At 67.1% G+C, this 24,045-nt stretch carries 20 protein-coding genes; 5 read left to right on the top strand and 15 right to left on the bottom strand.

The window, feature by feature from the left end; translation table 11 throughout:
* Window positions 1–81 precede the first annotated feature (81 nt).
* Entirely contained in the window at window positions 82–918 is an 837-nt protein-coding gene (locus tag AC1RJ5_RS19740; protein ID WP_269576248.1) for an alpha/beta fold hydrolase, read from the top strand.
* 86 nt (window positions 919–1,004) lie between these two features.
* Window positions 1,005–1,622, top strand: coding sequence for a hypothetical protein (locus AC1RJ5_RS19735; RefSeq protein ID WP_493115257.1), 618 nt, complete (start codon window positions 1,005–1,007; stop codon window positions 1,620–1,622).
* 13 nt (window positions 1,623–1,635) lie between these two features.
* Here AC1RJ5_RS19735 and AC1RJ5_RS19730 read toward each other — a convergent pair whose 3' ends face one another.
* Complete coding sequence (locus AC1RJ5_RS19730; RefSeq protein ID WP_493115255.1) at window positions 1,636–2,106, bottom strand: hypothetical protein; 471 nt, start codon at window positions 2,104–2,106, stop codon at window positions 1,636–1,638.
* A 92-nt stretch (window positions 2,107–2,198) separates the two neighbouring features.
* A complete protein-coding gene (locus AC1RJ5_RS19725; RefSeq protein ID WP_269576251.1) occupies window positions 2,199–2,714 on the bottom strand; it encodes a Dps family protein in 516 nt (171 codons plus the stop codon).
* A gap of 216 nt (window positions 2,715–2,930) precedes the next feature.
* Here AC1RJ5_RS19725 and AC1RJ5_RS19720 point away from each other — a divergent pair, with 216 nt between their 5' ends.
* Window positions 2,931–3,212: a UBP-type zinc finger domain-containing protein gene (locus tag AC1RJ5_RS19720; protein ID WP_342251083.1), complete on the top strand. Its 282-nt coding sequence runs from the start codon at window positions 2,931–2,933 to the stop codon at window positions 3,210–3,212.
* A 16-nt stretch (window positions 3,213–3,228) separates the two neighbouring features.
* Window positions 3,229–4,419: an MFS transporter gene (locus tag AC1RJ5_RS19715; protein ID WP_342251082.1), complete on the top strand. Its 1,191-nt coding sequence runs from the start codon at window positions 3,229–3,231 to the stop codon at window positions 4,417–4,419.
* Between the two features lie 118 nt (window positions 4,420–4,537).
* Here AC1RJ5_RS19715 and AC1RJ5_RS19710 read toward each other — a convergent pair whose 3' ends face one another.
* The 6 genes from AC1RJ5_RS19710 to AC1RJ5_RS19685 form a co-directional block, all read right to left on the bottom strand.
* The gene (locus tag AC1RJ5_RS19710; RefSeq protein WP_493115252.1) at window positions 4,538–6,001 is read right to left on the bottom strand and encodes an MFS transporter; all 1,464 of its coding nucleotides are present in this window, start codon (window positions 5,999–6,001) and stop codon (window positions 4,538–4,540) included.
* Window positions 5,998–8,082: a glycoside hydrolase family 97 protein gene (locus AC1RJ5_RS19705; protein WP_493115250.1), complete on the bottom strand. Its 2,085-nt coding sequence runs from the start codon at window positions 8,080–8,082 to the stop codon at window positions 5,998–6,000. Before AC1RJ5_RS19705 ends, AC1RJ5_RS19710 begins: the two co-directional genes overlap by 4 nt.
* An 11-nt stretch (window positions 8,083–8,093) precedes the next feature.
* Window positions 8,094–9,713 (bottom strand): alpha-amylase family glycosyl hydrolase, encoded by a 1,620-nt coding sequence (locus AC1RJ5_RS19700; protein ID WP_269576256.1) that lies wholly within the window; start codon window positions 9,711–9,713, stop codon window positions 8,094–8,096.
* Window positions 9,710–11,485 carry an alpha-amylase family glycosyl hydrolase gene (locus tag AC1RJ5_RS19695; protein ID WP_493115248.1) on the bottom strand — a complete coding sequence of 592 codons (1,776 nt, stop codon included), beginning with the start codon at window positions 11,483–11,485 and terminating at the stop codon, window positions 9,710–9,712. Before AC1RJ5_RS19695 ends, AC1RJ5_RS19700 begins: the two co-directional genes overlap by 4 nt.
* Window positions 11,486–11,592: 107 nt before the next feature.
* On the bottom strand, window positions 11,593–13,098 hold the full coding sequence (locus tag AC1RJ5_RS19690; protein ID WP_493115246.1) for a tryptophan halogenase family protein: 1,506 nt from the start codon (window positions 13,096–13,098) through the stop codon (window positions 11,593–11,595).
* A 60-nt stretch (window positions 13,099–13,158) separates the two neighbouring features.
* Window positions 13,159–15,990 (bottom strand): TonB-dependent receptor, encoded by a 2,832-nt coding sequence (locus AC1RJ5_RS19685; protein ID WP_342249038.1) that lies wholly within the window; start codon window positions 15,988–15,990, stop codon window positions 13,159–13,161.
* A gap of 189 nt (window positions 15,991–16,179) precedes the next feature.
* Here AC1RJ5_RS19685 and AC1RJ5_RS19680 point away from each other — a divergent pair, with 189 nt between their 5' ends.
* On the top strand, window positions 16,180–17,202 hold the full coding sequence (locus tag AC1RJ5_RS19680) for a LacI family DNA-binding transcriptional regulator (RefSeq protein WP_342249039.1): 1,023 nt from the start codon (window positions 16,180–16,182) through the stop codon (window positions 17,200–17,202).
* 71 nt (window positions 17,203–17,273) lie between these two features.
* On the opposite strand, the gene AC1RJ5_RS19675 is transcribed toward AC1RJ5_RS19680, so the two are convergent.
* The 7 genes from AC1RJ5_RS19675 to AC1RJ5_RS19645 form a co-directional block, all read right to left on the bottom strand.
* Window positions 17,274–17,597 carry a hypothetical protein gene (locus tag AC1RJ5_RS19675; protein ID WP_269576260.1) on the bottom strand — a complete coding sequence of 108 codons (324 nt, stop codon included), beginning with the start codon at window positions 17,595–17,597 and terminating at the stop codon, window positions 17,274–17,276.
* A 143-nt stretch (window positions 17,598–17,740) separates the two neighbouring features.
* The gene (tdh, locus tag AC1RJ5_RS19670) at window positions 17,741–18,814 is read right to left on the bottom strand and encodes an L-threonine 3-dehydrogenase (RefSeq protein WP_342249040.1); all 1,074 of its coding nucleotides are present in this window, start codon (window positions 18,812–18,814) and stop codon (window positions 17,741–17,743) included.
* Entirely contained in the window at window positions 18,814–20,010 is a 1,197-nt protein-coding gene (locus AC1RJ5_RS19665; protein WP_269576262.1) for a glycine C-acetyltransferase, read from the bottom strand. Before AC1RJ5_RS19665 ends, tdh begins: the two co-directional genes overlap by 1 nt.
* Before the next feature lie 71 nt (window positions 20,011–20,081).
* Window positions 20,082–20,642, bottom strand: coding sequence for a helix-turn-helix domain-containing protein (locus AC1RJ5_RS19660; RefSeq protein ID WP_269576263.1), 561 nt, complete (start codon window positions 20,640–20,642; stop codon window positions 20,082–20,084).
* A 103-nt stretch (window positions 20,643–20,745) separates the two neighbouring features.
* The gene (locus tag AC1RJ5_RS19655; RefSeq protein WP_342249041.1) at window positions 20,746–21,561 is read right to left on the bottom strand and encodes a TorF family putative porin; all 816 of its coding nucleotides are present in this window, start codon (window positions 21,559–21,561) and stop codon (window positions 20,746–20,748) included.
* Window positions 21,562–21,833: 272 nt separating this feature from the next.
* Complete coding sequence (locus AC1RJ5_RS19650; protein WP_269576265.1) at window positions 21,834–23,342, bottom strand: SulP family inorganic anion transporter; 1,509 nt, start codon at window positions 23,340–23,342, stop codon at window positions 21,834–21,836.
* Window positions 23,339–24,034 carry a carbonic anhydrase gene (locus AC1RJ5_RS19645; RefSeq protein ID WP_493115242.1) on the bottom strand — a complete coding sequence of 232 codons (696 nt, stop codon included), beginning with the start codon at window positions 24,032–24,034 and terminating at the stop codon, window positions 23,339–23,341. Before AC1RJ5_RS19645 ends, AC1RJ5_RS19650 begins: the two co-directional genes overlap by 4 nt.
* Window positions 24,035–24,045 lie beyond the last annotated feature (11 nt).

Genomic DNA, 24,045 nt, shown 5'->3' with positions numbered 1-24,045 from the left:
AACCGGGTGCCCGATATCGATCCCAGCAGCCGGGGTTCCCCCGCTCCGGCCGCCCTCAACCAAGACGCTGGAGTATTCGACATGGCTACGATCACCACGCAGGACGGCACCGAGATCTTCTACAAGGACTGGGGCCCCAAGGATGCCCAGCCGATCGTCTTCCACCATGGCTGGCCGCTGTCGTCGGACGACTGGGACGGCCAGATGCTGTTCTTCCTGAACAACGGCTACCGCGTCGTCGCCCATGACCGCCGCGGCCATGGCCGTTCGGCGCAGGTGAGCGAAGGCCATGACATGGCACATTATGCCGCCGACGCCTCGGCCGTCGCCGAGCATCTCGACCTGCGCAATGCCGTGCATATCGGCCACTCGACCGGCGGCGGCGAAGTCGCGGCCTATGTCGCCCGCTACGGCCAGCCCCAGGGCCGCGTCGCCAAGGCCGTGCTGGTCAGCGCGGTGCCGCCGATCATGCTCAAGACCGAAGCCTATCCGAACGGCCTACCGATCGAAGTGTTTGACGGGATCCGCGCGGGTCTGGCCGCCAACCGCGCCCAGTTCTTCCTCGATTTCGCCTCCGGTCCCTTCTACGGCTTCAACCGCCCGGGCGCGGCCGTTTCGGAAGGCGTGATCCGCAACTGGTGGCGCCAGGGCATGATGGGCAGCGCGCAGGCCCATTATCTCGGCATCAAGGCCTTCTCCGAGACCGACCAGACCGAAGACCTCAAGGCGATTACTGTGCCGACGCTGGTGCTGCAGGGCGATGACGACCAGGTCGTCCCCTACAAGGAAGCGGCCGAGCTTCAGGCAAAGCTGATCCCGAACGCAGAGCTCAAGATCTATGCAGGCTATCCGCACGGCATGCTGACCACGCACGGCGATGTGATCAACGCCGATCTGCTGGCATTCGTGAAGGCCTGAGCTCCCGGCCACACGCGGAAGGGCTCGTCCTGCGGGACGGGCCCTTTTGCTTATCCGGCACGGCGATCGCTGCTATGCCCGCTGCCATGTACCGCTTGCTCGCGCTTGTCGCCCTCGCCCCGATCGCCGCGCCGCACCAGGATGCGCCGGACCCGTCGCGGATCAGCGAAGTCGACGCGATCGAGTGCCAGCTGTCGGTGCCGGACTATACCGGCTTCGCCCTGTCGGTGAGCGAGGCGGACGGCGTCGGTCAGGCGCGCGGGTGGAAGAAGATCGATTCCGCCAATCCCTTCCTCAGCGAATATGAACTGCCGCAGCCGATCACCGTGGCCGGCAGCTACCGCACCACCCGGATCGCCTTCTCCGCCAATGCGATGCTGGCGATCCTCGACGTCGCCGATCCGGCGGAAGTCGCGCGCGGCCTGGGCGTGCCCAACGCGATGGACCCCGATCCGATGATCGCCGACCTCGCCCGCTCGAGCGGCAAGAGCTATGCCGAGGTCGCCGCGGGAATGAAGTTCCGCAAGTTCCTGGGCGAGAAGATCGTCTCGGAGAAGACCGAGCCCGCGGCGGACGCGGAGTCGTTCGGCAGCCGCATGACCGTGGCCCGCAGCATTTCCAATGCCACCAGCCATCCGGGCAAGACGCTCTATGGCTGCTCCTATCGGATGGAGATACTCGACAAGGACGGCAAGCCGCTCTGAGCGGTTCCGGCGCTTAACGGCCCGTTTCGCCGCCCGCATAATAGCGCAGCCGATCGTGAAAGTCGGCAACCGCCTCGCCGAGGCGCGTCAGCCGGAAGGCCTTGACCGAAGCGGCATTGCCGCACTTCACCCGCGCCTGCCGGAGCCAGCCGGCCATGTCGGCCCGCAAGCGGCTTTGGACCTCGCGGCGCGCCTGGCGCATCCAGTCCTGGACGGGAACGGAATAGGAGGCCTCGAAATCCTCCTCGCCGGCGCATTTGTCGATGTCGATCGAGACCCAGACCGGGCCTCCCGGATCCCAGCTGACCTGCATGACATCGGGCTGGTCGCCCTGGACAAGGATCACGGAAGCATCGTCGTTGCCCGCGCCGGATAGGCTGGAGATGCTCACGACATGCCATGGCCCATAGGCCCGCATCTCCGGCTGGGAGGGTCCGGCCGGCACGCTTGCCGCGATCAGCCCAAGGCAGAGAATTGCCCGCATCCAGCGATGCTGGACCAAAGGCCGCCGGAGCGCAATCCGTCTCCAGCGGCCATTCCGGCTTGCGGGTTGCCGCCCACCGCGGGCGGCGGGGATCACACCATCTCGGGCGTGCGGCAGGCCTCGTAGAGGAACCAGGCACGGCGCTCGCCTTCGTCGATCCACACTTCGATCAGGCTGGCAGTGGCGACATCCGAATAGGCGTCGCACAGCTCGTGCACGCGGCGTAGCGCGGCGACGAGCTGCTTGTTGTCACCGTGGAGCTCGGCGAGCATGTCCTGCGGATCGACATAGTCGGCATTGTTGTCGAGGATGCGCTGCTTGCCGGCGATGTCCGAGATCGAGCGGATCGTGGTGCCGCCGATCTTGCGGGCGCGCTCGGCGATCACATCGGTCATCGCGAAGATCTGGTCGCCCTGCTCGTCGAGCATCAGGTGATAGTCGCGGAAGTTCGGGCCGCTCATGTGCCAGTGGAAGTTCTTGGTCTTGAGATAGAGCGCGAACACATCGGCGAGCAGCGCCTTGAGGCCGCCCGAAATATCGCGGGTGGCGCTTTCGCCAAGGTCGGTGGGCGTGCCGAGCTTGCGCTGGGCGGGCATGATGAGCGTCATCGGTTTCTCCTGGAGCGCGGCGCGGGGGATGCGCCAGACGGGAGCGCAGATCGTCGTCGAGCCCCGCCGCGCCAACCCAAACCAAGGTGTGGCCCCGGCCTACCCGGAAGAGGGCGACCACCGGGCAACATCTTCGTATGATTGGCCGCCCGCCCCGTTCCATGCGAGGCGGAGCCGAACAATGGAAAGGGCGTAGCCATGGAATGCCGGCATGTGATGACCGTGAACGAAGTCACGCCCAGCGCGCGCGGCTGCGAGGAATGCCTGAAGATCGGCAGCCCCTGGGTGCACCTCCGCCTGTGCCGGGCCTGCGGCCATGTCGGCTGCTGCGACCAGAGCCCGCATCGCCACGCCCGCGCCCATTTCAACGCCACCCGCCACCCGATCATCGAAGGCTATGACCCGCCCGAAGGCTGGGGCTGGTGCTATGTCGACGAGATCGAGGTTGATCTGCCCGACCACACACCCCAGCTGGGGCCGATTCCCCGCTTCTACTGATCCTTCGGAGACAATCATGAGCAGCACCGCCCCCCAGGCCGCTCCAGCGGCACCGGACGCGCTCGGCCGTCCGCTGATCTTCGCCATGGCCGCCGCGGCGGGCATCGCGGTCGCCAATATCTATTATTGCCAGCCGATGCTGGGCGTGATGCAGCGCGATCTGCCGGGCGCACTGACCGTGCTGGTGCCGACGGCAACGCAGATCGGCTATGCGCTGGGCCTGTTCCTGCTGGTGCCGCTGGGCGATCTCGTCGAGCGCAAGCGGCTGATCGCGATCCAGTTCGTCGTGCTGGCCGGCGCGCTGGCCCTGGCCGCCATCGCGCCGAGCGCTGCCATGATCATCGCAGCGTCGGTCGCGGTAGGCTTTGCCGCCACGGTGGCGCAGCAGGTGGTGCCGCTCGCCGCGCACCTGGCACCGCCCGAGAAGCGCGGCGCCGTGGTGGGCACCGTCATGGCCGGACTGCTCTGCGGCATCCTGCTCAGCCGGACGCTGGCGGGCTTCGTCGCCGCCCATGCCGGCTGGCGCGAGATGTTCTGGCTGGGCGTGCCGCTGGCGCTCGCAGCAGGCGGGGTCATGGCGCTGGCATTGCCGCACAGCGCACCGGATTCGGACCTGCGCTACCCCCAGCTGCTCCGCTCGCTCGGTGGGCTGTGGCGCGAGTTCGGCGCACTGCGCCATGCCGCGATAACCCAGGGCCTGTTGTTCGCGGCGTTCAGCGGTTTCTGGACGATCCTGGCGCTGCGCCTGCAGGAGCCGGCCTTCGGGATGGGCTCGGAAGTGGCGGGCCTGTTCGGCGTGATCGGCGCGGTGGGCGTGCTTGCCGCTCCGATCGCCGGGCGCATCGCCGACCGGAAGGGGCCGCGGCCGGTGATCCTGCTCGGCGCGCTCTGCGTGCTGATCGGCTGGGCGTTCACCGGGCTCTGGGCCTCGATCGCCGGCATGGTGATCGGCGTGATCCTGCTCGATTTCGGCGTGCAGGGCGCGCTCGTCTCGCACCAGCATGTCGTGTTCGCGCTGCGGCCCGAGGCGCGAGCGCGGCTCAACACCATCTTCATGGGCGCGATGTTCGTCGGCGGTGCGACCGGATCGGGCGCGGCGACCTGGGCCTGGTCGATCGGTGGCTGGACGGCGGTGTCGCTGCTGGGCGGCGCGTTTGCCGCGGTCGCGGTGGCGATCCAGTTCACCCATCCGCAAAAGGGGCATTGAAGGCGCATCCTGCGTCATGCTGAACTTGTTTCAGCATCCAACGCGCCGCGAGGGATATCGCTTGGGGCGCGTTGGACCCTGAAACAAGTTCAGGGTGACGATGGGAAGAGAGGCCGGGTCAGGCCTCCCGAACCCGCAGCGTAGCGAGCGCCGCCAGCCCCATCACCACCGCCGCGATCGCCATCGTCCAGATCGGCTCGCCGGGGAAGAAATGGCGCATCACGATGCCGATCAGGGCCGCGACGAGCAGCTGCGGGATCACGATGAAGACGTTGAACAGGCCCATGTACACGCCGAGCTTGGCCTGGGGCAGCGCCGAGGCAAGGATCGCGTAGGGCATGGCGAGGATCGACGCCCAGGCGATGCCGATGCCGATCTCGGCGAAGAGCAGCGCCTGCGCATCGCGGATCACCAGGAAACCGGCATAGCCAAGCGCGCCCAATAGCAGCGCGATCGCATGGGTCCGCGCCTTGCCGAAGCGCGCGGCGAGCGGGCGCAGCAGGAACAGCGCGGCGAGCGTGGCGACGGCGTTCTGGGCTGCGGACAGGATACCGACCCAGTTGCCCGCCTCGTTGAACAGAGCCCCGGAGGTGTCCGGTGCGTGGAAGACATACTGCGCCACCACCGGCGTGGTGTAGATCCACATGATGAACAGCGCGGACCAGCTGAAGAACTGGACGAGCGCGAGCCGCTTCATCACCAGCGGCATCGCCGAAAAATCCCCCATCAGATCGCCGAGGATGCCGGCCCGGGTCACGGCAGTGATCATCCGGGCAAGGCCGAAGGCGGCGAGCAGGCCGGCGAGGAGGTAAAGTTCCTTCTCCAACCCCGCGAAAAAGACGAGCGCGCCGAGCGCCACGCCAACGGCCAGCCAGGGAATGCCCGCGCCGATCGTCGCGGGCGGTGGCGGCGGCAGCGCCTCGACCGGGCCGTCGAACGCAGCGATCTCCTCGGGCGAATATTCGCGCGTGGTCAGCACCGTCCACAGCACTGCGAGCAGCAGCGCGCCGCCGCCGAGATAGAAGCTCCAGCGCACCGTATCCGGCAGGCCGCCATTCGCCGCGACATTCGATACGCCGAAATGATCGAGCAGCCAGGGCGTCGCCGATCCGATCACCGCGCCCGCGCCGATGAACGCGGTCTGGATCGCATAGCCGGCGCTGTGCTGCTCCTTGGCGAGCATGTCGCCGACAAAGGCGCGGAAGGGCTCCATCGAGACGTTGAGCGAGGCGTCGAGCACCCAGAGCAGCAATGCCGCGACGAGCAGCACCGGCGCATTGGGCATCCCGATCAGCGCCAGCGTCGCCAGCACCGCGCCGGCGAGGAAATACGGACGCCTTCGGCCGAAGCGGCCCCAGGTCCGGTCCGAATAATGGCCGATGACCGGCTGGACGAGCAGGCCGGTCAGCGGGGCGGCGATCCACAGCAACGGGAGATTGTCGATGCTCTCGCCCAGCGACTGGAAGACGCGGCTCATGTTCGCGTTCTGCAGCGCGAAGCCGATCTGGATGCCAAGGAAGCCGAAGCTGATGTTCCACAGCCCGGCAAATCCCTGGCGCGGCCGCCCCCCTGGCTTGCTCACCGGCGGCGGGCCTTCTTGGCCGGCGCGACGAAGCGGATCGCTTCGCCGCCGCCGGGCGCCAGCGCGATGGTCAGCGTGTCGCCCTTCTTCACTACCTTGGTCTCGATCGTGATCGAATGGCGGGCATCGGTGCGGTAATCCGCGCCGGGGCCGTCGCGATAGATCTCGGCGGTGTAGCTCTTGCCCGCGTCGAGGAAGTCGAGCGTCACGGTCGAGCTGCGCGCTTCCTCGTCGCCCACGGCGCCGAGATACCAGTCGTCGCTGCCCTTGGCCTTGCGGACGATCGTGGCATAGTCGCCGACTTCGCCGTTCAGCACGCGGGTGTCGCTCCAGTCGGTCGGCACGTCGCGGATGAACTTCATCTCGCGCGGGTATTTCGCATAATTCTCCGGCGTGTCGGCGGCCATCACCACCGGCGAGTAGAGCACGACATACAGGGCCAGCTGCTTGGCGATGGTCGATTTGATCGCCGAACCGTTCGAGCCGCTCAGGCTGAGCACGCCCGGAGTGAAGTCCATCGGGCCGCCGAGCAGCTGGGTGAAGACCATGTTGGCCTCATGCTCGGGCGGGTTCTTGCCGCCTTCCCAGGCGTTGTATTCCATGCCGCGGCCGCCCTCGCGCGCCACCCAGTTCGGGTAGGTGCGGCGCAGGCCCGTGTCCTTGACCGGCTCGTGGCTGTCGATCGAGACGTGATACTTGGCGGCGGTCTCCACGACGCGGAGGTGATGGTTCACCATCCACTGGCTCTCATGCCATTCACGGTGCTGCGAGCCGTCCGGATCGACGCGCTCGATCTGGCCGGCATCGGTGACATAGCCGGTCTTGACCACCGGGATGCCGTGGTCCTGCGCATATTTGAACGCGCGATCGAGCTGGCTGTCATAATGGCTGGCCGAACCGCCGGTCTCGTTATGGCCGATCAGGTATACGCCCTTCGCCTTGGCATAGCGCGCCAGCTCGGCGGCATCGAAATCCTCGGTCGGCTGGTCGAAGTTCATGTCCTTGCCATTGCCGAACCAGTTGCCGTCCCAGCCGACGTTCCAGCCCTCGACGAGCACGCCGGGGATGCCGTTCGCGGCGGCGAAATCGATATACTGCTTCACATGCGCGGTGGTGGCGCCGTGCTTGGGCCCGCGCGACCAGGTCCATTCGCCCTTGATCATGTTCCACCACACGCCGACGAACTTGCCCGGCTTGATCCAGGAAACGTCGCCGAGCTTGTTCGGCTCGTTGAGGTTGAGCGTCATCCGGCTGGCGGCATAGAGGCCGGCCGCGTCATCGGCGATCGCGATCGTGCGCCACGGCGTCGAGAAGCCGGCATCGCGCGACACCTTGGGCGCGCCGGCACCGGGGGTGAGCGAGGCCTTGAAGGTATTCCCCTCGGCCCGCTGCAGGTTCATCGCGGCATAGTCGACCAGCGCCGCCTCGTGCAACGCGACATGCGTGCCGTCGGCGAGCTTGACCGTCATCACCGTCTGCGCGGTGCCGACTGAGTCGAGCGGGGTCTTGTTGTAGAGATATTCCTCGCGGTTCCACAGATAGGCCGGCTTCCACCAGGCAGTGCCCGGCCCGGCGAAGGCGAACTCGGTCAGCTCGTCGGCGATATTGGCGTGCTTGAGGTTCGCTTGCGCGGGCAGCGTGTAGCGGAAGCCGACGCCGTCGTCGAAGATGCGGAAGGTGACGTCCATCTCGCGCTTGAGATCGGACTTCTCCTGCAGGCGCACCGTCATCTCGGTATGGTTGTCGCGAATGCTCGACCATTCGCCGAAGGGCTGCGTCCATGTCGTGTCGGACTTGTCGCGCTTTACTTCGACGACGCTCATGCCCCGGTCGAGCTTGGGCGCATCGGTGAACAGGAAGCCGAGCCGGCTGTCGGTGAGCAGCGGCTTGCCGGCGCGCTGCACGGCGTAGCTCGCACGACCTTCGTTATCGAGGCTGATCGTCACGGTGAGCTTGCCGTCAGGCGAGGCGGCGCGCGCAACGACATTGCCGTCGGTCTTCTGCGACAGGTCGTCCTGGGCGAGGGCCGGCGGCGCGAAGCTGAAGGCGGCGAGCGCCAGCGCGAGGGGGGCGAACTTCATGGGGGAACTCCTCAAGCTTCGGTGCGGGCGATCAACCCGGAATAGGGGGCAAAGGTCCAGTCGGCGATGCTGCCGGTCGAAAGCAGCGGGCGCCAGCGCGCCGCATCGCCGGGCACGAATTGCTGCGCAGCATCGCCCAGGTTGAAGATGCAGAGCAAGCGCTCGCCCTCCGCCTCGCGTTCGAAGGCGAGCAGTTCGCCCGGCGCATCGAGGAAAGCGATCCCGCCGGTCCGGAGCGCGGGCGAGCCGTTGCGGAGCGCGAGCACCTTGCGGGTCCAGGCAAGCAGCGAGCCGGCATCGGCGTTCTGCACGTCGATCGCCAGCCTGGCATGGTTGGGGCCGACCGGCAGCCAGGGCTTGCCGCTGGTGAAGCCGAGCTGCGGCGCTTCTCCCTCCCACGGCATCGGGGTACGTGCGCCGTCGCGCGAGAGCGTGCGCGGCCAGTTGGCGATCGCCTCCGGATCCTGGAGATCCTCGAACGCGATCTCGACCTGGTCGAGCCCCAGCTCCTCGCCATAATAAAGGAAGATGTTGCCGCGCAGCGCGGCGAGCAGCAGCATCTTCATCCGGGCGAACGCATCGGCGTGCTCGGGCGCGGCCCAGCGCGAGACGGCGCGGGGTGCGTCGTGGTTTTCGAACGCCCAGCTCGGCCAGCTGCTATCCGCCGACCAGTTCTCCAGCGCTTCGCGTACCGCCGATGCGGTCAACTGCGACGCGTAGAGAAAGTCGAAGCCATAGGCTGTGTTGAGCCGGTTGTTGCCCGCGGTGAACAGCTTCATCTCGCGGTCGGCATCCGCCCCGCCCACCTCGGCGACGGTGAAGCGCTCGGGATATTCGTCGAACACCCCGCGCAACCGCTCCAGGAACGGCGGGATGTCGGCGTGGCTCTGGTTGTAGATGTGGAGCTGGAAGTCGAACGGGCGGGTGCGCGGCGTGTTCGAATCAGGGGCCGGCGGATTGTCGCGGAATTCCGGGTCGTGCATCGAGAAGTTGATCGCATCGATGCGGAAGCCGTCCACGCCGCGATCCAGCCAGAAGCGGGTGATCGCGAGCAGTTCGTCCTGCACCTCCGGCAGGTGGCAGTTGAGCTGCGGCTGCTCCTTCAGGAAATTGTGCATGTAATATTGGCCGCGGCGCGCGTCCCAGGTCCAGGCCGGGCCGCCGAATACGGACTGCCAGTTGGTGGGCGGAGAGCCGTCGGGCCTGGCGTCGTGCCAGACGTACCAATTGGCCTTGGGATTATCGCGGCTGGCCCGGCTCTCGACGAACCAGGCATGCTCGTCCGAGGTGTGCGCCCAGACCTGATCGATCAGCACGCGCAGGCCAAGCGCATGGGCGCGGGCGATCAGCGCGTCGAAATCGGCAAGCGTGCCGAAGATCGGATCGACGTCGCGATAGTCCGCCACGTCATAGCCGAAATCGGCCATGGGCGACTTGAAGAAGGGCGACAGCCAGATCGCGTCGACGCCGAGGCTGGCGATATGCTCCAGCCGCGCGGTGATGCCGGGCAGGTCGCCGATGCCGTCGCCGTTCGAATCGAAGAAGCTGCGCGGATAGATCTGGTAGATTACGGCGCCCTTCCACCAGGGTTGGGCGTGTTGAAGTTCCGCTTTCGCGGCAAGCTGGGTCACTTCTGGGTCTCCGCCGCGCACACCGCATATCCAAGCGGCGGCAGGGTAATGGAAAGGGAGCCGGGCGCACTGGCCGTGGTGGCACAAGAGCCCGCGAGCGGGTGGAAGCGCGCGGAACGGGTCTCGACCTCAACCTGGCGCGTGATCGCGGCAGTCGATGTGTTGAAGGCAAGCACCAGCTCGGCGCCGGTTACGGGATCGAAGCGCGAGAAGGCGAGCAGGCCGGGCTTGTCCTCGCGGGCGCGCAATAGCTGGCGGCCGCGAGTGAGCGCCGGATGGGCGATGCGCAGCCGGGCAAGGCTGGCGATCTCGCGGAAGATCGGATTGGCCTCGTCGAAGCGCGGCGTGGCCGTGCTGGCATCGCTGCCGACCAGCTTGCGGGCGTTATACTGCGCCACCTTGCTGCCGAACTGGTCCTCGCGGGCATCGACATCGTTCGAGCCGCCGGCAAAGCCCTGCTCGTCACCGGCATAGATGGTCGGCACGCCGCGCAGGGTAAGCAGCAGGGCGTTGGAAAGCAGGACACGCTGTAGCACCTCGGCCTCGCTCGCCTGGGGGAAAGCCTTGCGGACGAACCAGGCGAAGCGGCCATTGTCGTGATTGCCGCTGAAGGTCGGCAGCGTGATCGCGGTGTCGAAGCCTTGGGCGTAGAGCACATCGCCGTCGAACAGCTTCTCGAACACATCGGTGCCCTTGGTCCCGGCGACGCTGTCGAGCAGCGCCTGACGGAAAGCGAAATCGAGCACCGAGGGGAATTTCGCGGTGATCGTGTGCGCGGCCTGGGCGGCGGGATCGGCGACCTCGCCGAAGATGTGGAAATTGGGGATGCCCTTCGCATGCGCGCGGTCGAGCATGGCGGGAACGAAGGCCTGCCAGAATTCCGGGTTCACATGGCGGGCGGTATCGATGCGGAAGCCGTCGACGCCGAACCGGTCGATCCAGCTGCCATAGATGTCGATCATCCCCGTGACGACCCGCGGGTTCTCGGTCATCAGGTCGTCGAGGCCGACGAAATCGCCCATGGTCGAGCTCTCGCCGGCGAAGGTCGAGTCACCGCGATTGTGATAGTAGATCGGGTCGTTGAGCCACGCGGGGAACTTGGCGTTCTTCTCCGCCTCGGGGACGAAGGGCCTATAGGCGTAGCCGGGGTCGGTCAGCTTCGCGAAATTCTCCGCCGTCTGGACGGCATCGCCGACGAAGCCCGGGTTGATCGGCGCGCCGTTAACGCCGCCGCGGCGCTGATAGGGATAGTCGGCCTTGCCGCGATAGGGGCAGGCACTGGCGCCGACGCACTCGCGATACTGGATCACGTCAGCCGTATGGTTGGCGACGATGTCCATATAGACTTTCATGCCGCGCGCATGAGCAGCGTCGATCAGTGCCTTGAACTCGGCATCGGTGCCGAAATGCGGATCGACATGGGTGAAGTCGGTGATCCAATAGCCGTGATAGCCCGCGCTTTGCTGGCCCGGACCACCCTGGACGGGCTTGTTGACGAAGATCGGCGCGACCCAGATCGCGGTGATGCCCAGCTTCTGAAGATAGGGAAGCTTGCTCGCGAGCCCCTTGAGGTCGCCGCCATGATAATAGCGCGCGTCGGCGGGATCGAAGCCGGTGGTGCCGCGGTCGCCTTTCAGCCCGCCGCGATCGTTCGCCGGATCGCCATTGGCGAAGCGATCGGGGAGGACGAAGTAGATCACTTCGTCCTGCGGCACGCGGGCGCGGTAATCCTGCGCGGTGGCGGGAGTGGCGGCGAGAAACGCCAAAGCCAACGCGGCTCCCCGGCGAAAGCCGGGGCCCAGGGTTTCTCTGCCGATTTGCTTGCCGCCCCGGGCCTCGGCTTTCGCCGGGGAACGGGATAGGGTGAACCAACGGGCTTTCATGCGGCAGTCTTCCCCGCGCAATGCTGCGCCACGAATGCGGCGTGATCCTGCATCTGCCCCACCTCGCGCGCATTGAGCAGCTCGATCAGCTCGAGATACTCCGCGATCTCCTCGCGCGAGGGCGCATCGGCAAGCGGGTGATATCCGGTCACCGCGATCCCCTGCCCCGCCAGCACCTGCAGCCAGGCGACTTCGCTGAACAGGTCCGCCTCTCCGCGCACGATCTGGCCCGAGGCACGCCACAGTTCGATCTTGTGCTGCAGGCTGTCTGGCAAGGCCGCGGCGCGGCGTTCGGCCCAGAAGGGCTCGTCACGGTCGTTCGCCCAATAGTGCAGCACCAGGAAGTCGCGGATGCGGTCATACTCGACATGCGTCTGGCGATCATATTCGTCGCGCTGAACCTGGCTGACATGGCGGCCGGGCAGCAGCTTGAGCACCCGCTCGATCGCCGACTGGATCATGTGGATGCTGGTCGATTCCAGCGGTTCGAGGAAGCCGCTGGCGAGGCCGAGCGCGATGACATTGTGCTTCCAGAAGCTGGTCCGCTTGCCGGCGGTGAAGCGCAGCGGCCGGGGATCATCGAGCGGCTTCTCATCCAGCCCGGCGAGCAGCCGCGCCGCCGCTTCGTCGTCGGAGAGATGCGCGCTCGAATAGACGATGCCGTTGCCGGTGCGGTGCTGGAGCGGGATGCGCCACTGCCAGCCGGCGCCGTGCGCGGTGGCACGGGTATAGGGGGTGAAGTCGCGGGCGCGCTCGGACGGGACCGCCATGGCGCGATCGCAGGGCAGCAGTTCGCTCCACGCCTCGAATCCCGCGCCCAGCGTCTCGCCGAGCAGCAGCGCGCGGAACCCGGTGCAGTCGAGGAACAGGTCGCCAGGGATCTCGCGCTCGCCGTCGAGCTTCAAAGCTGTGACGTCACCGCTCTCGGCGTCGCGCTCGACCGAGACGATCCTGCCTTCGACGCGCTCGACGCCTCCGCTCTCGGCGAGGCCGCGCAGGAAGCGCGCGTACAGGCCGGCGTCGAAATGGAAGGCATAGGGCATTTCGGGCAGCAGCTTCGCTGTCCGCGCGGGTCCGCGCTGGAACTTGTTGGCGAGTGCCGCGGCGTTGTTGAGGGCATAAGGCGCCAGCGGCTTGGCGACGCCCTCGGCCAGCCCGCGCAGCCAGCTGTGCTGGAAGGCGAGCAGGCCATTCTCGCGGCCGACATCGCCGAATGCGTGCATGTATCGACCGCCCTTCGTCCAGCCGACGAACTCGATCGCGAGCTTGAAGCTGGCCTGGGTGGCGGCAATGAACTGGTTCTCGTCAATCCCGAGGCTGGCGTTGAACAGCCGGATCTGCGGGATCGTCGCTTCGCCCACGCCGATCGTGCCGATCGCCTCGGACTCGACCAGGATGACGCGGAAACGCTTGTCGAGGAACCGGGCGAAGGCCGCCGCGGCCATCCAGCCCGCGGTGCCGCCACCGGCGATCACGATGCGGATCGGCTGCTCAGTCTGCACGTCAGCGCCTCGACAAAAACAGGTGGCCCGGCGGGGAAGCCGGGCCACAGCTCGGGGGGATCAGAACTTGTAGGTCAGGCCGAGATAATAGTCGCGGCCATAGCGCTGATACTCGCGGACCAGGCGCTTGTCGGTCGCCTCGGTGGTGACGAAGGGCTGGTCGGTGATGTTCTTCGCCTGGGCGAGGATCGAGAGGCCCGCGAGCGGTCCGCTCTTGAACTCATAGCCGATCTGCGCATCGAGCACGCCTTCCGCACGGCCCAGGCGATATTCCGGGTTCGCCGAGAGGCCGGCCAGTTCGGCCAGGAAACTGTCGCGCCAGCGATAGGTGGCACGGGCCTGGAAGCCGCCCTTCTCGTAATAGGCGGTGGCGGTGGCGACCCACTTGGACTGGCCGGGCAGCGTGATCGGCGTCGCGCTGTTGCCGTAGCGGATCTTGCTGTCGACATAGGTGCCGCTGGCGAACACGCCGAAGCCGTCGAGCGCCGAGCTGAACACGGTGAATGGCAGCGATGCGGTCGCTTCCACGCCCAGGATGTCGCCATTGCCGGTGTTGGCGGGCGAGCTGACCAGGCCGAACTGCGCGTTCTGGCCGCGGACGATCGCCTGCTGCGCCGGGGTGAGCGCCGCGAGCAGCGGGGTGAAGTCGTACAGCACCGAATTGTTCGGGTCGACGAAGTCGGTCAGGTGCTTGAAGAAGCCGGTCAGCGCCAGATAGCCGCCGCTGTTGCCGAGATACTTCTCGAACGAGATGTCGATGTTGGTCGACTGGTACGGACGCAGGTTCGCATTGCCGCCGTTCGAGCTGAACGGGCTGTTCTGCGGCAGGCTGCCCATGCCGATCTTCGAGATGTCGATCGACACCGCCTGGGTCACGCGCTCCTGGTCGAGGCGCGGGCGCACCATGGTCTGGGCCGCGCCCAGCTTGATGTAGAAGTTCGGCTCGAGTTCGAGGCTGAACGAGGCCGAGGGCAGGAAGTTGGTGTAGCTGGTCGAGGCGCTCACCGGCGAGATCGTCACCACGCCGTTCAGCAGGCTGGCGATCTGGCCGTCACCGCCCTGCTTGGTGTGCACCACTTGCAGGCCGAGCGAGCCCTTGAGCGCCTTGCCGCCCACTTCGCCGTCGACGGTCAGCTTGGCATAGCCGGTGATCACGTCCTCGGTGACGGTGTTGTCACGCACCAGCGAGTCCGGGCGGTTGTCGAAAACCGAGTTGAGCAGCCCGTAGATCTTCATCGGATCGACGGTCAGCATCTTGGGCACGCCCAGATAGTCGAGGCTCACGCTCTCGCTGAGCACCGCATCGGCCGGCACCGCGACGCTGGTCGGCGTGCCGCTGGCGACGGTGCAGTTGGTGCCGCCGCCCTTGGGGCAGAGGAAGTAGCTGGTGTACTTGCTCTGCTTCTCGCGGCGGCTGTAGTTGCCGCCCACTTCCCAGCCGCTCAGCACGCTGCCGGCGATCTCGCCCTTGAAGCTGGCGCGCAGCGACTTGAGGTCGTCGGTGAAGTCCGGGCGATTGAGGAAGCCGGCCTGCACCACGGCGGTGGTGCCGTTATAGCCCCAGCCGCGCGGATCGGTCAGGCGGATCACGCTGGTGTTCGAATAGTCGAGCGTCGGCACGATGTCATAGGTGCCGTCGCTGTTCTGGGTGATGTGGACCGTGTCCTTCGCGCCCGTCGAATTGTAGCCGGTGCCCGAATAGGTCTCGAGCAGGAAGTCGGTGCGGGTCGCGCGGCTCCAGCTGGCGTCGACGTTGAAGTGGATCGTGTCGCTCAGCTTGAAGTCGTTGTTCCAGCCGATCGAGATGTTCTCGGCCTTGCGCTCGTTCAGGTCGTTGCGCTGGACATTGACCAGGTTGCTGATGGTCGCATCGGTGACCAGGCCGTTCTCGACCTTGTAGCCCGGCGCGATCACGCCGTTCGAGCCCCAGGTCGGCGCGGTGCCGAACTCGATGCCGCGCAGGTGCTGGGTTTCCTTGAAGTTCGAATAGAGCACGTCGAGGGTCGAGTGGAAATTGTCGCTGGGCGCCCATTCCACCGTGGCGACGCCGCCATAGCGCTTCAGCAGGTTCGACTGGACGTACGGCTTGGCGCCGCCGAGGAACAGGTTGCCGCCGGCGGCCGGCTCGCTCGGGAAGCCCCAGGCCGCGTAGCGCTCGATCTGGGTCGGCGTGCTCTGCGCCGAGACGCCCAGCGCGATGCCCAGCGTGTCGTTGGCGAACTTGCCGACATAGGTGGCCGACGCCTTGTAGCCGTAGCGGGTGCCGTCCGGATTGAGCTTGTCCTTCTCGTTCATCTGGCCGCGGGCCGAGACGACGAACGTGTCCTTCTTCTGGTCGAGCGGGCGCAGCATGCGCAGGTCGACGGTGCCGGCGATGCCAGCCGCGATCAGCGAGGCGTCGGCCGACTTGTAGACGTTGACGTTCTTGAAGAATTCCGAGGGATACTGGTCATATTCGACGCCGCGATTGTCGCCGACGGTGACCTGCTCGCGGCCGTTGAGCAGCGTGGTCGAGAAGTCGGGGCCGAGGCCGCGGATCGACAGGCGCTGGTCGCGGCCCTCGAGGCGCTGCGCGGTGACGCCCGGGATGCGGGCCAGCGAGTCGGCGATCGAGACGTCCGGCAGCTTGCCGATGTCTTCCGAGGAGACCGAGTCGACGATCGTGACGTTGTTGCGTTTGATGTTCGCCGACGAGGTCAGCGAGGCGCGGATGCCGGTAACGACCAGCGCGGCTTCGTCGCCGGTCGACTGGTCGGCGGGTGCCGGTGCGGGATTGGTGTCCTGCGCAAAGGCCGGGGTCGCGCCCAGCAGCAACAGGGCAGCACCGAGCGTGCGGGTGCTGGCGCTCAGCGAAAGCGTGCGCAGAATCGCGGCGTGATTGGACAAAGCCATCTTCATTCCTCCCCAAGATCATCGCCGCCTTCACTGGCGACGGTTTTTCTAACGTCTTCCCCAATCGTCCGAGCGGGCCGCCAAGTGAAGGCAAACGCATACGTATTCAGCGCTGCTTCCGATTCCGGCCCGGGCGCGCTACTTGGATAGGGCGCACGACAACTTCGCGCTTCGGGAGCAGGAAACGGCATGGCCTCGCCGGACAAGCCGACATCATTCGACATCGCGGCGCTGGCGGGTGTCTCGCAGCCGACGGTGAGCCGTGCCCTGCGCGGCGATCCCACCGTCAATGAAGGCACGCGCAAGCGGATCGAGGCGATCGCCACCCAGATCGGCTACAAGGTCGACAAGAACGCCTCGTCGCTCCGTCGCGGCCAGAGCAGCACGCTCGCCCTGCTCTTCTTCGAGGATCCGCTGCCGGACGGCACCGCGATCAACCCCTTCTTCCTGGCGATGCTCGGCTCGATCCTGCGCACCTGCGCCAAGCGCGGCTATGACCTGCTGACCTCGTTCCAGCAGCTCTCCTCCGACTGGCACAAGGATTTCGAGGATACGCGCAAGGCCGACGGGCTGATCCTGCTCGGCTATGGCGATTACGAGCTCTACCGCGCCCGCCTGCAGGACCTGGTGCGCCAGCGCACCCATTTCGTCCGCTGGGGATCGGTCGAGCTCGACGGGCTTGGCACCACGATCGGCTGCGACAACATGCTGGGCGGCCGACTCGCCGCCGAGCATTTGCTGTCCCGGGGCCGGCGGCGCCTGGCGTTCATCGGCGAGGCGAGCAGCCATTATCCCGAGTTCCGCGATCGCTATCACGGCTTTTGCGACACCCAGCTCGAAGCCGGGATCGAGCCCGATCCGCGCCTGCAGATCGGCGCGCTGTCGATCGAGGAATCAGGGTTCGAGGCGGCACGCCAGCTGCTCGCCAACAAGGTGCCGTTCGACGCGATCTTCGCCGCGTCGGACCTGATCGCGATCGGCGCGCTGCGGGCGCTGCAGGAAGCCGGAAAGTCGGTGCCCGGCGACGTCTCGGTGGTCGGCTTCGACGACATCCCGGCCGCCAGCCTGACCCACCCGCCGCTCACCACTATCGCCCAGGACTATAACGCCGCCGGCGAGGCGCTGGTCGACACGCTGATCGGCGAGATCGGCAACCACAGCGCCGAGATCCGCCTGCTCCCGCCCCGGCTGATCGTCCGCAAGACGAGCTGACGGTTCGGCGATCACTTCCCGGTTCCCCGGCGAACGCCGGGGAACCGATGAGCCTTGGCACCTTCCCCGCCCTAGTCCTGCTCGTCGGCCCGGCGCAGATACTCGTCCGCCATCGCGAAGCGGATGCGGCGGACGGTGGGATCGTCGCTGTCGGCGGCGCGGGCGCGCTCCTCGCGGGCGCGGCGCTCGAGATAGGCGCGCTCGGTCTCCGGTTCGTCCGGCAGATGGCGGGCCCTGCTCGAAGGCGCGACGCCCTTGGGCTTCGCCTCCGTCGCCAGCGCTTCATACATGGCGGCCAGGGTCAGATGCTGCTGGCGCGCGGCGCCGTTCAGCTGCTCCGCAATCTCGCGCTGGCCCGCTGCGCGGGCCTGATAATAGTCGTGCTGCTTGTTCATCGACCCAGATCCCGCCTCTGCAGGTTATTCTAGGTAACGTTGAGCAATTGCGAAGGTTTCGCGAAAGCAACAGTCGCACGGCCGCGCCGTTCCGTCGCATATCTGCAACGGTTCGAGGGACCCGATGGCCCCTCCCCCCGGTTTTACCAGCTCAGCACGACCTTGCCGGACTGGCCCGATCGCATCGCGTCGAAGCCCTGCTGGAACTCCTCGGCGGCGAAGCGGTGGGTGATCAACGGCTCAAGGTCCAGACCGTTGCGGATCAGGCCGAACATCTTGCGCCAGGTGCCGAACATCTCGCGGCCATAGACGCCGCGAATGTTGAGCGCCTTGAGGATGATGTCACCCCAGGCGACGTCCATCGACTGGCCCGGGATGCCGAGCATCGCCAGGTTGCCACCCATCATCAGCACGTCCATCGCCTGGCGAATCGCCGGGATCGCGCCCGACACTTCCAGCGCGGTGGCGAAGCCGCTGGTGATGCCTTCCTGCGCCATCACGTCGCGCAAGTCCTCGCGGCTGACGTCCACCGGGCGAACATCGGCGATGCGCGCGGCGAGATCGAGCCGGTAGCGGTTGACGTCGGTGATGACGACCGAGCGGGCACCGGCACGGCGCGCGACGGCGGCGGCCATGATACCGATCGGGCCGGCACCAGTGACCAGCACGTCCTCGCCCATCAGGTCGAACTGCTGGGCGGTGTGCACCGCGTTGCCGAACGGATCGAGCAGCGAGCCGACTTCGTCGCTGACATCCTCGGGCAGCGGCACGACGTTGAACGCCGGGATCGCGAGGTACTCGGCGAAGGCGCCCTGGCGGTTGACACCGACGCCCACCGTATTGGGATCGAGGTGGAAGCGCCCGGCGCGCGCGGCATCGCTGTTGAAGTCGATGACATGGCCCTCGCCCGACACGCGCTGGCCGATATGCAGGTCGCGCGTCACGGCCTTGCCGATCTCGACGATCTCGCCGGCGAATTCATGGCCGACGATCATCGGCACCGGAATCGTCTTCGCGGCCCATTCGTCCCAGTTGTAGATATGGATGTCGGTGCCGCAGATCGCGGTCTTGCGCACGCGGATCAGCACCTCGTCCGGGCCGATCTCCGGGATCGGCGCGGTGGTGCTCCAGATGCCTTCGCGCGGCTCGAGCTTGGCGAGTGCCTGCATCGTGCCGGTGGCGGCCTCGGCGCGGGTCTCGATCTTCACGTCCAGCATCAGATAATCCTCAGTTCACGGCCGATTTCGGCGAAGATGTCGGCAACCCGCTCGACCTGGGCGGTGCTGAGCGCAGCCGACATCTGGGTGCGGATGCGCGCCTTGCCCTGCGGCACGACGGGGAAGGAGAAGCCGGTGGCGAGCACGCCCGCCTCGAGCAGCCGCGCCGAGAAGCGCTGGGCGAGCGCCGCCTCGTAGAGCATCACCGGGATGATCGCGTGCTCACCGGGGACCAGGTCGAAGCCTGCGGCGGCCATCCGGGTGCGGAACACGCCGGCATTGGCCTGGATCTGCGCGCGGCGGGCATCGCCGTCGGCCGAGCGGGCGATCTCGATAGCCGCCAGGCTGGCGCCGCACACCGCCGGGGTAAGGGCGTTGGAGAACAGATAGGGCCGCGCGCGCTGGCGCAGCAGGTCGACCACGGCCTGGCGCGCGGCGATGAACCCGCCCATCGCGCCGCCCAGTGCCTTGCCGAACGTGCCGGTGACGATGTCGATCTTGCCCTCGACGCCACGCAGCGCCGGGGTGCCACGGCCCTGCTCGCCGATGAAGCCGGTCGCATGGCAGTCATCGACCATGGTCAGCGCTTCGTACTTCTCGGCCAGCTGCGCGATCACGTCGAGCTGGGCGATCGTGCCATCCATCGAGAAGACGCCGTCGGTGACGACCAGGATCGTGCGCGCGCCGTCGGCGCGGGCCTGCTGCAGCACCCGCTCCAGATCGTCCATGTCGTTGGTGGCGTAGCGGTAGCGCTTGGCCTTGGAGAGGCGGACGCCGTCGATGATCGAGGCGTGGTTGAGCGTGTCGGAGACGATCGCGTCCTCCTCGCCGAGCAGCGGCTCGAACACGCCGCCATTGGCGTCGAAGGCAGCAGCGAACAGGATCGAATCCTCGAAGCCGAGATAGTCGGCGATCGAGCGTTCGAGTTCCTTGTGGATCTCCTGGGTGCCGCAGATGAACCGCACCGACGCAAGGCCGGCGCCCCAGCGGCGCGTGGCTTCGATCGCACCCTCGACGACGCGCGGATCGCTGGCGAGGCCGAGATAGTTGTTGGCGCACAGGTTGATGACCGGCTTGCCGCCGATCGTCACTTCGCCGCCCTGGGCCGAGCCCAGCACGCGCTCGGGCTTCATCAGGCCATCGCGCTCGAGCCCGGTGAGCGTCTCGGCGACGCGGGAATAGAATTGCGAGTCCATCGGTCCTCCTCGTGAGGCCGATGGGCTACATCATAGTGGAATTCTCGTCCAGTATCCCGGAAACAAGAAAATCAGCTGGTCATGACGAGCAGTGCCCGCGCCGCGCCGTCGCGTGCGCGCAGGCTGTGCGGCACGTCGGCGGGATAGCGTGCGGTGGCGCCTGCGGGGACCATCACCCGGTCGTCGCCGGCAACGACTTCCACCGCGCCCTCGAGCACGGTCAGATGTTCGCGCGTGCCCTTGGGATGGGGATCGGAGACCAGCGCCCCGCCCCGCTGGAACAGCAGTTCATACCATTCATATTGCTCGGCATGGTCGGGTGGGCTGAGGATTCGGAGCGTGCAGGATCCGTCCTCGGTCTTGATCTCGGGCGTGAACGAGGCCGACGAGATCTCGATCCGGACCTCATGCTCGGTCACCTTGCCGGCGATCAATTCCGATATATCGACGCCGAGCGCGTTGGCGAGCGACCAGACGGTGGCGAGCGACGGGTTGGCCTGGCCCCGCTCGATCTGCGACAGCATCGATCGCGACACGCCGGAGAGCCGGGCGAGGTCATCGAGCGTGAGCGAACGCGCCTTGCGATAGGTCTGGATATAGGGGCCGATCTGCGGCGCGCCGGCTTCGGACACGGGGTTCCTTCCATCAATAGATGGCCCGGCATATCAACACTGACCGCAGTTTAGCAAAGGGCATGGGGAACCGGCGCCCCCGCCGGCTCCCCGCCCCCTGAACTCAGAAAGCCGCGCTGACCGAGAACACCACCCGCCCGTCGGCGATGGACGAGCCGTCCTTCACTCGCGAGAAGTTCGGCTGGATGTAGGTCGTCTCCGACTTCTTGATGTTGGTGTCGACATAGGCGACGCCGAACACCAGCGGTCCCACCGCCGCATCGGCGCCGAGCATCCAGTCGAGATAGGAGCCGGTCGGGGTCACGCTGGTGCCGTTCGGGCCCAGGCCGGGATTGCCCTTCGAGCCGCCGAGATGCGCCTTGAGCGTGATCGGGGTGTTCGGGATGCCGCCGCTGACATCGGCCCAGAGATACAGATTGTCCTCCTTGTCGCCGGCCGCGCTCTCGGGCGTGTTGCTCCAGTTGCCGAGCGCTTCCTGCGCCGGGGCATAAGCGACGCCGGCGAGCACCGACACCGGGCCGAGCGAGCTGCTGAGCTTGACATAGGGCTCGGCGAAGTCGGTCTTGTCGGCGCCCGAGGGGTACATGTACCAGGTCACGCCGACGTCGAGCGCCAGGCCGTCGCCCAGGTCCTTCTTGTAGCCCGCGATCAGGTCGAGCTCCATGTTCGAGCCGCCGAAGGTGCCCCAGCCGGCCAGGTTCGAGCCCCAGGTGCCGACATAGAGGCCGCTTTCGTGGGAAACGGTGATGCCGCCCTGGATCGCCGCGCCCTTGTCGCTCTGCGAGACGCCGCGGAAGCGATAGTCGGAGACGAGCGCGACATTGCCGGAAACGGTGATCGGCTTGGGCGGCGCTTCTTCCTGCGCGTAAGCCGGAAAGGCCGTGCAGCTCAGCACGGCCGCGATCAGATACTTCTTCATGCGGGCATTCCCCAATAGCCTGAGAATGTTCCCGCCTGCGCCGAAAAGCGCGGCCCTCTCATCCCGGAAGGGTGTGGAACGGGGGCCGCTGCTATCCGATCTTCAAAATGCCGGGGAAATCATGTCCGCGGGTTTCCTGATTGTAATAAACTGTTGCTCTCGCCGGGTGTGGCCATTCGCACACACTGCGCCGGAACGCCGAAAGGGCAGGCAAGCGACCCTCTCGGTCCGCTCCCCTGCCCCTCCCGTGGCGTGTCGAGGTCGCTACGGCCTCAGGCCGGCTGCACCTTGCGGAGCTGGTCCGGGTGACCGCTCAGGTCCACCCGCAGGCCCCGCGCCCGGCGGCGCTGCACCCAGTCGCGCAGCGTCTCCGCGCTGGTGTGGTCGATCGCCGGCACCTTGCCGAAGTCGAGGTGCACCGGCTGGTCGGCCGGCACCGCGTCGAGCGCATTGTTCAGCTTGGGCAGCATCACGAAGGTCGCGGCGCCGTCCAGGTTGATGCGATGCGCATCCTCGCCATGTTCCGCGTCCACCTTCAGGCGCAGGCGCCGGAAGTGCGGCAGCAGCTCCAGCACCGACAGTCCCAGACCGATCAGCACGCCGGTCAGCAGGTCGGTTGCAACGACCAGCACGAAGGTGACTGCCCAGATCGCGGCCGGGAGCAGGCCGTAATGCTGGAACAGGTGACGGACATGGCTGACGCTCACCAGCTTCCAGCCGGTGACGACGAGGACGCCGCCCAGCGCCGCCATCGGGATCTCGCGCAGCAGCCAGGGCAGCAGCGCGGCGAAGCCGAGCAGCCAGGCGCCGTGCAGCACCGCCGACATGCGGGTGATCGCACCCGCCTGGACGTTGGCCGAGCTGCGGACGATCACGCCGGTCATCGGCAGCGCGCCCGCGAGACCGCAGAGCAGGTTGCCCACGCCCTGCGCGCGCAGTTCCTTGTTGTAGTCGGTGCGCACGCCGTCATGCATGCGGTCGACCGCGGCGGCCGAAAGCAGCGTCTCGGCACTGGCGATGAACGCGACCGCAATCGCGGCGATGATGATCGTCGGGCTGAGGAACGAGTTCAGGAAGCCCTCGCCCGGCAGCGTCACCGCCGAGACCAGCGAATCCGGCACCGCGACGCGAACCACCTCGAGACCGAAGCCGAAAGCGACCAGGGTCGCGCCGACCACGCCGACCAGCGCGCCCGGGATCAGGCGCAGCGCCTTGGGCTTGAGCTTGTCCCAGCCGAGCATCAGCACGATCGTCAGCACGCCGAGCGCCAGCGCCAGTTCGGTGCCGGTGACGTTGGTGGGATCGATGCCGAGCAGCCGCCCGGGGAGCGCCGCGAGGTTCTCGACGCCGCTCGACAGCGGCTTGGCGTCGAACAACGTGTGGAACTGGCCGACCACGATCAGCGCGCCGATGCCGGCGAGCATGCCGTGCACCACCGCGGGCGAGATCGCGCGGAACCAGCCGCCGACCTTGGCGACGCCGGCCAGCACCTGGAGGACACCCGCCAGCACGAGGATCGCGCCGAGCGCGGCCAGGCCATGCTCGCGCAGCAGCTCGAACACGATGACCGCGAGGCCGGCCGCCGGGCCGCTCACCTGGAGCGGCGAACCAGCGATCAGGCCGACGACGAGACCGCCGATGATGCCGGTCAGCAGGCCCTTTTCGGGCGGCATGCCCGATGCGACCGCGATGCCCATGCAGAGGGGCATCGCGACGAGGAAGACCACGATCGAAGCCGTGAAATCACGGACGACCCAGCCCTTGGGAAGTGCGGAGGTCATTCGGCGGCTTCCACCAGGTCGAAGTCGGCGGCGCGGCGGCGGCCCGGCTTCACGGCGACGGGCAGCGGCGTGTCGTCACGCACGACGATGAAGCGGTCGGTCTCGCCGTCCAGCGCCAGGATCTGGCCGGCATGGATGTCGACGAACCAGCCGTGCAGCGCGATCTCGCCGCGCGCGATCCCCGATGCGACCGAGGGGTGGGTGCGGAGATGCGCGATCTGCGCCACGACATTCTCCAGGCTGATGGCGCGGACGCGGGCAGCGTCGCCGAGGCCCGGATAGGCATCGGCGACCACCTTCTGCGCGGCGTCCGAATGGTTCAGCCACACCGCGACGTTCGGCATCGCCGCAACCATCTCCGGATGGGCGACCGCCTTCATCGCGCCGCAGTCCGAATGGCCGCAGACGATGATGTCGCGCACGCCGAGCGCCATCACGGCATATTCGACGGTGGCGGAAACGCCGCCGATCTTCTGGGCGAACGGCGGCACGATGTTGCCGGCGTTGCGGCAGACGAACAGGTCACCGGGCTGCGCCTGCATGATGTGCTCGGGCACCACGCGCGAATCGGCGCAGGAGATCATCAGCGCCTTGGGGCTCTGGCCCTGGGTAGCGAGCTTGCCGTAGAGGTCGCTCTGGTTCGGGAAGACGGTCTTCTCGAAGCTGAAGACCCGGCCAATCAACTCGTTCACGTTGAACACTC

It is taken from the genome of Sphingomonas sp. GW822-FHT03G08, assembly GCF_058801135.1.
The sequence above is the reverse complement of the archived record's forward strand: the minus strand, read 5'-3'. Positions and strand labels throughout refer to the sequence as shown.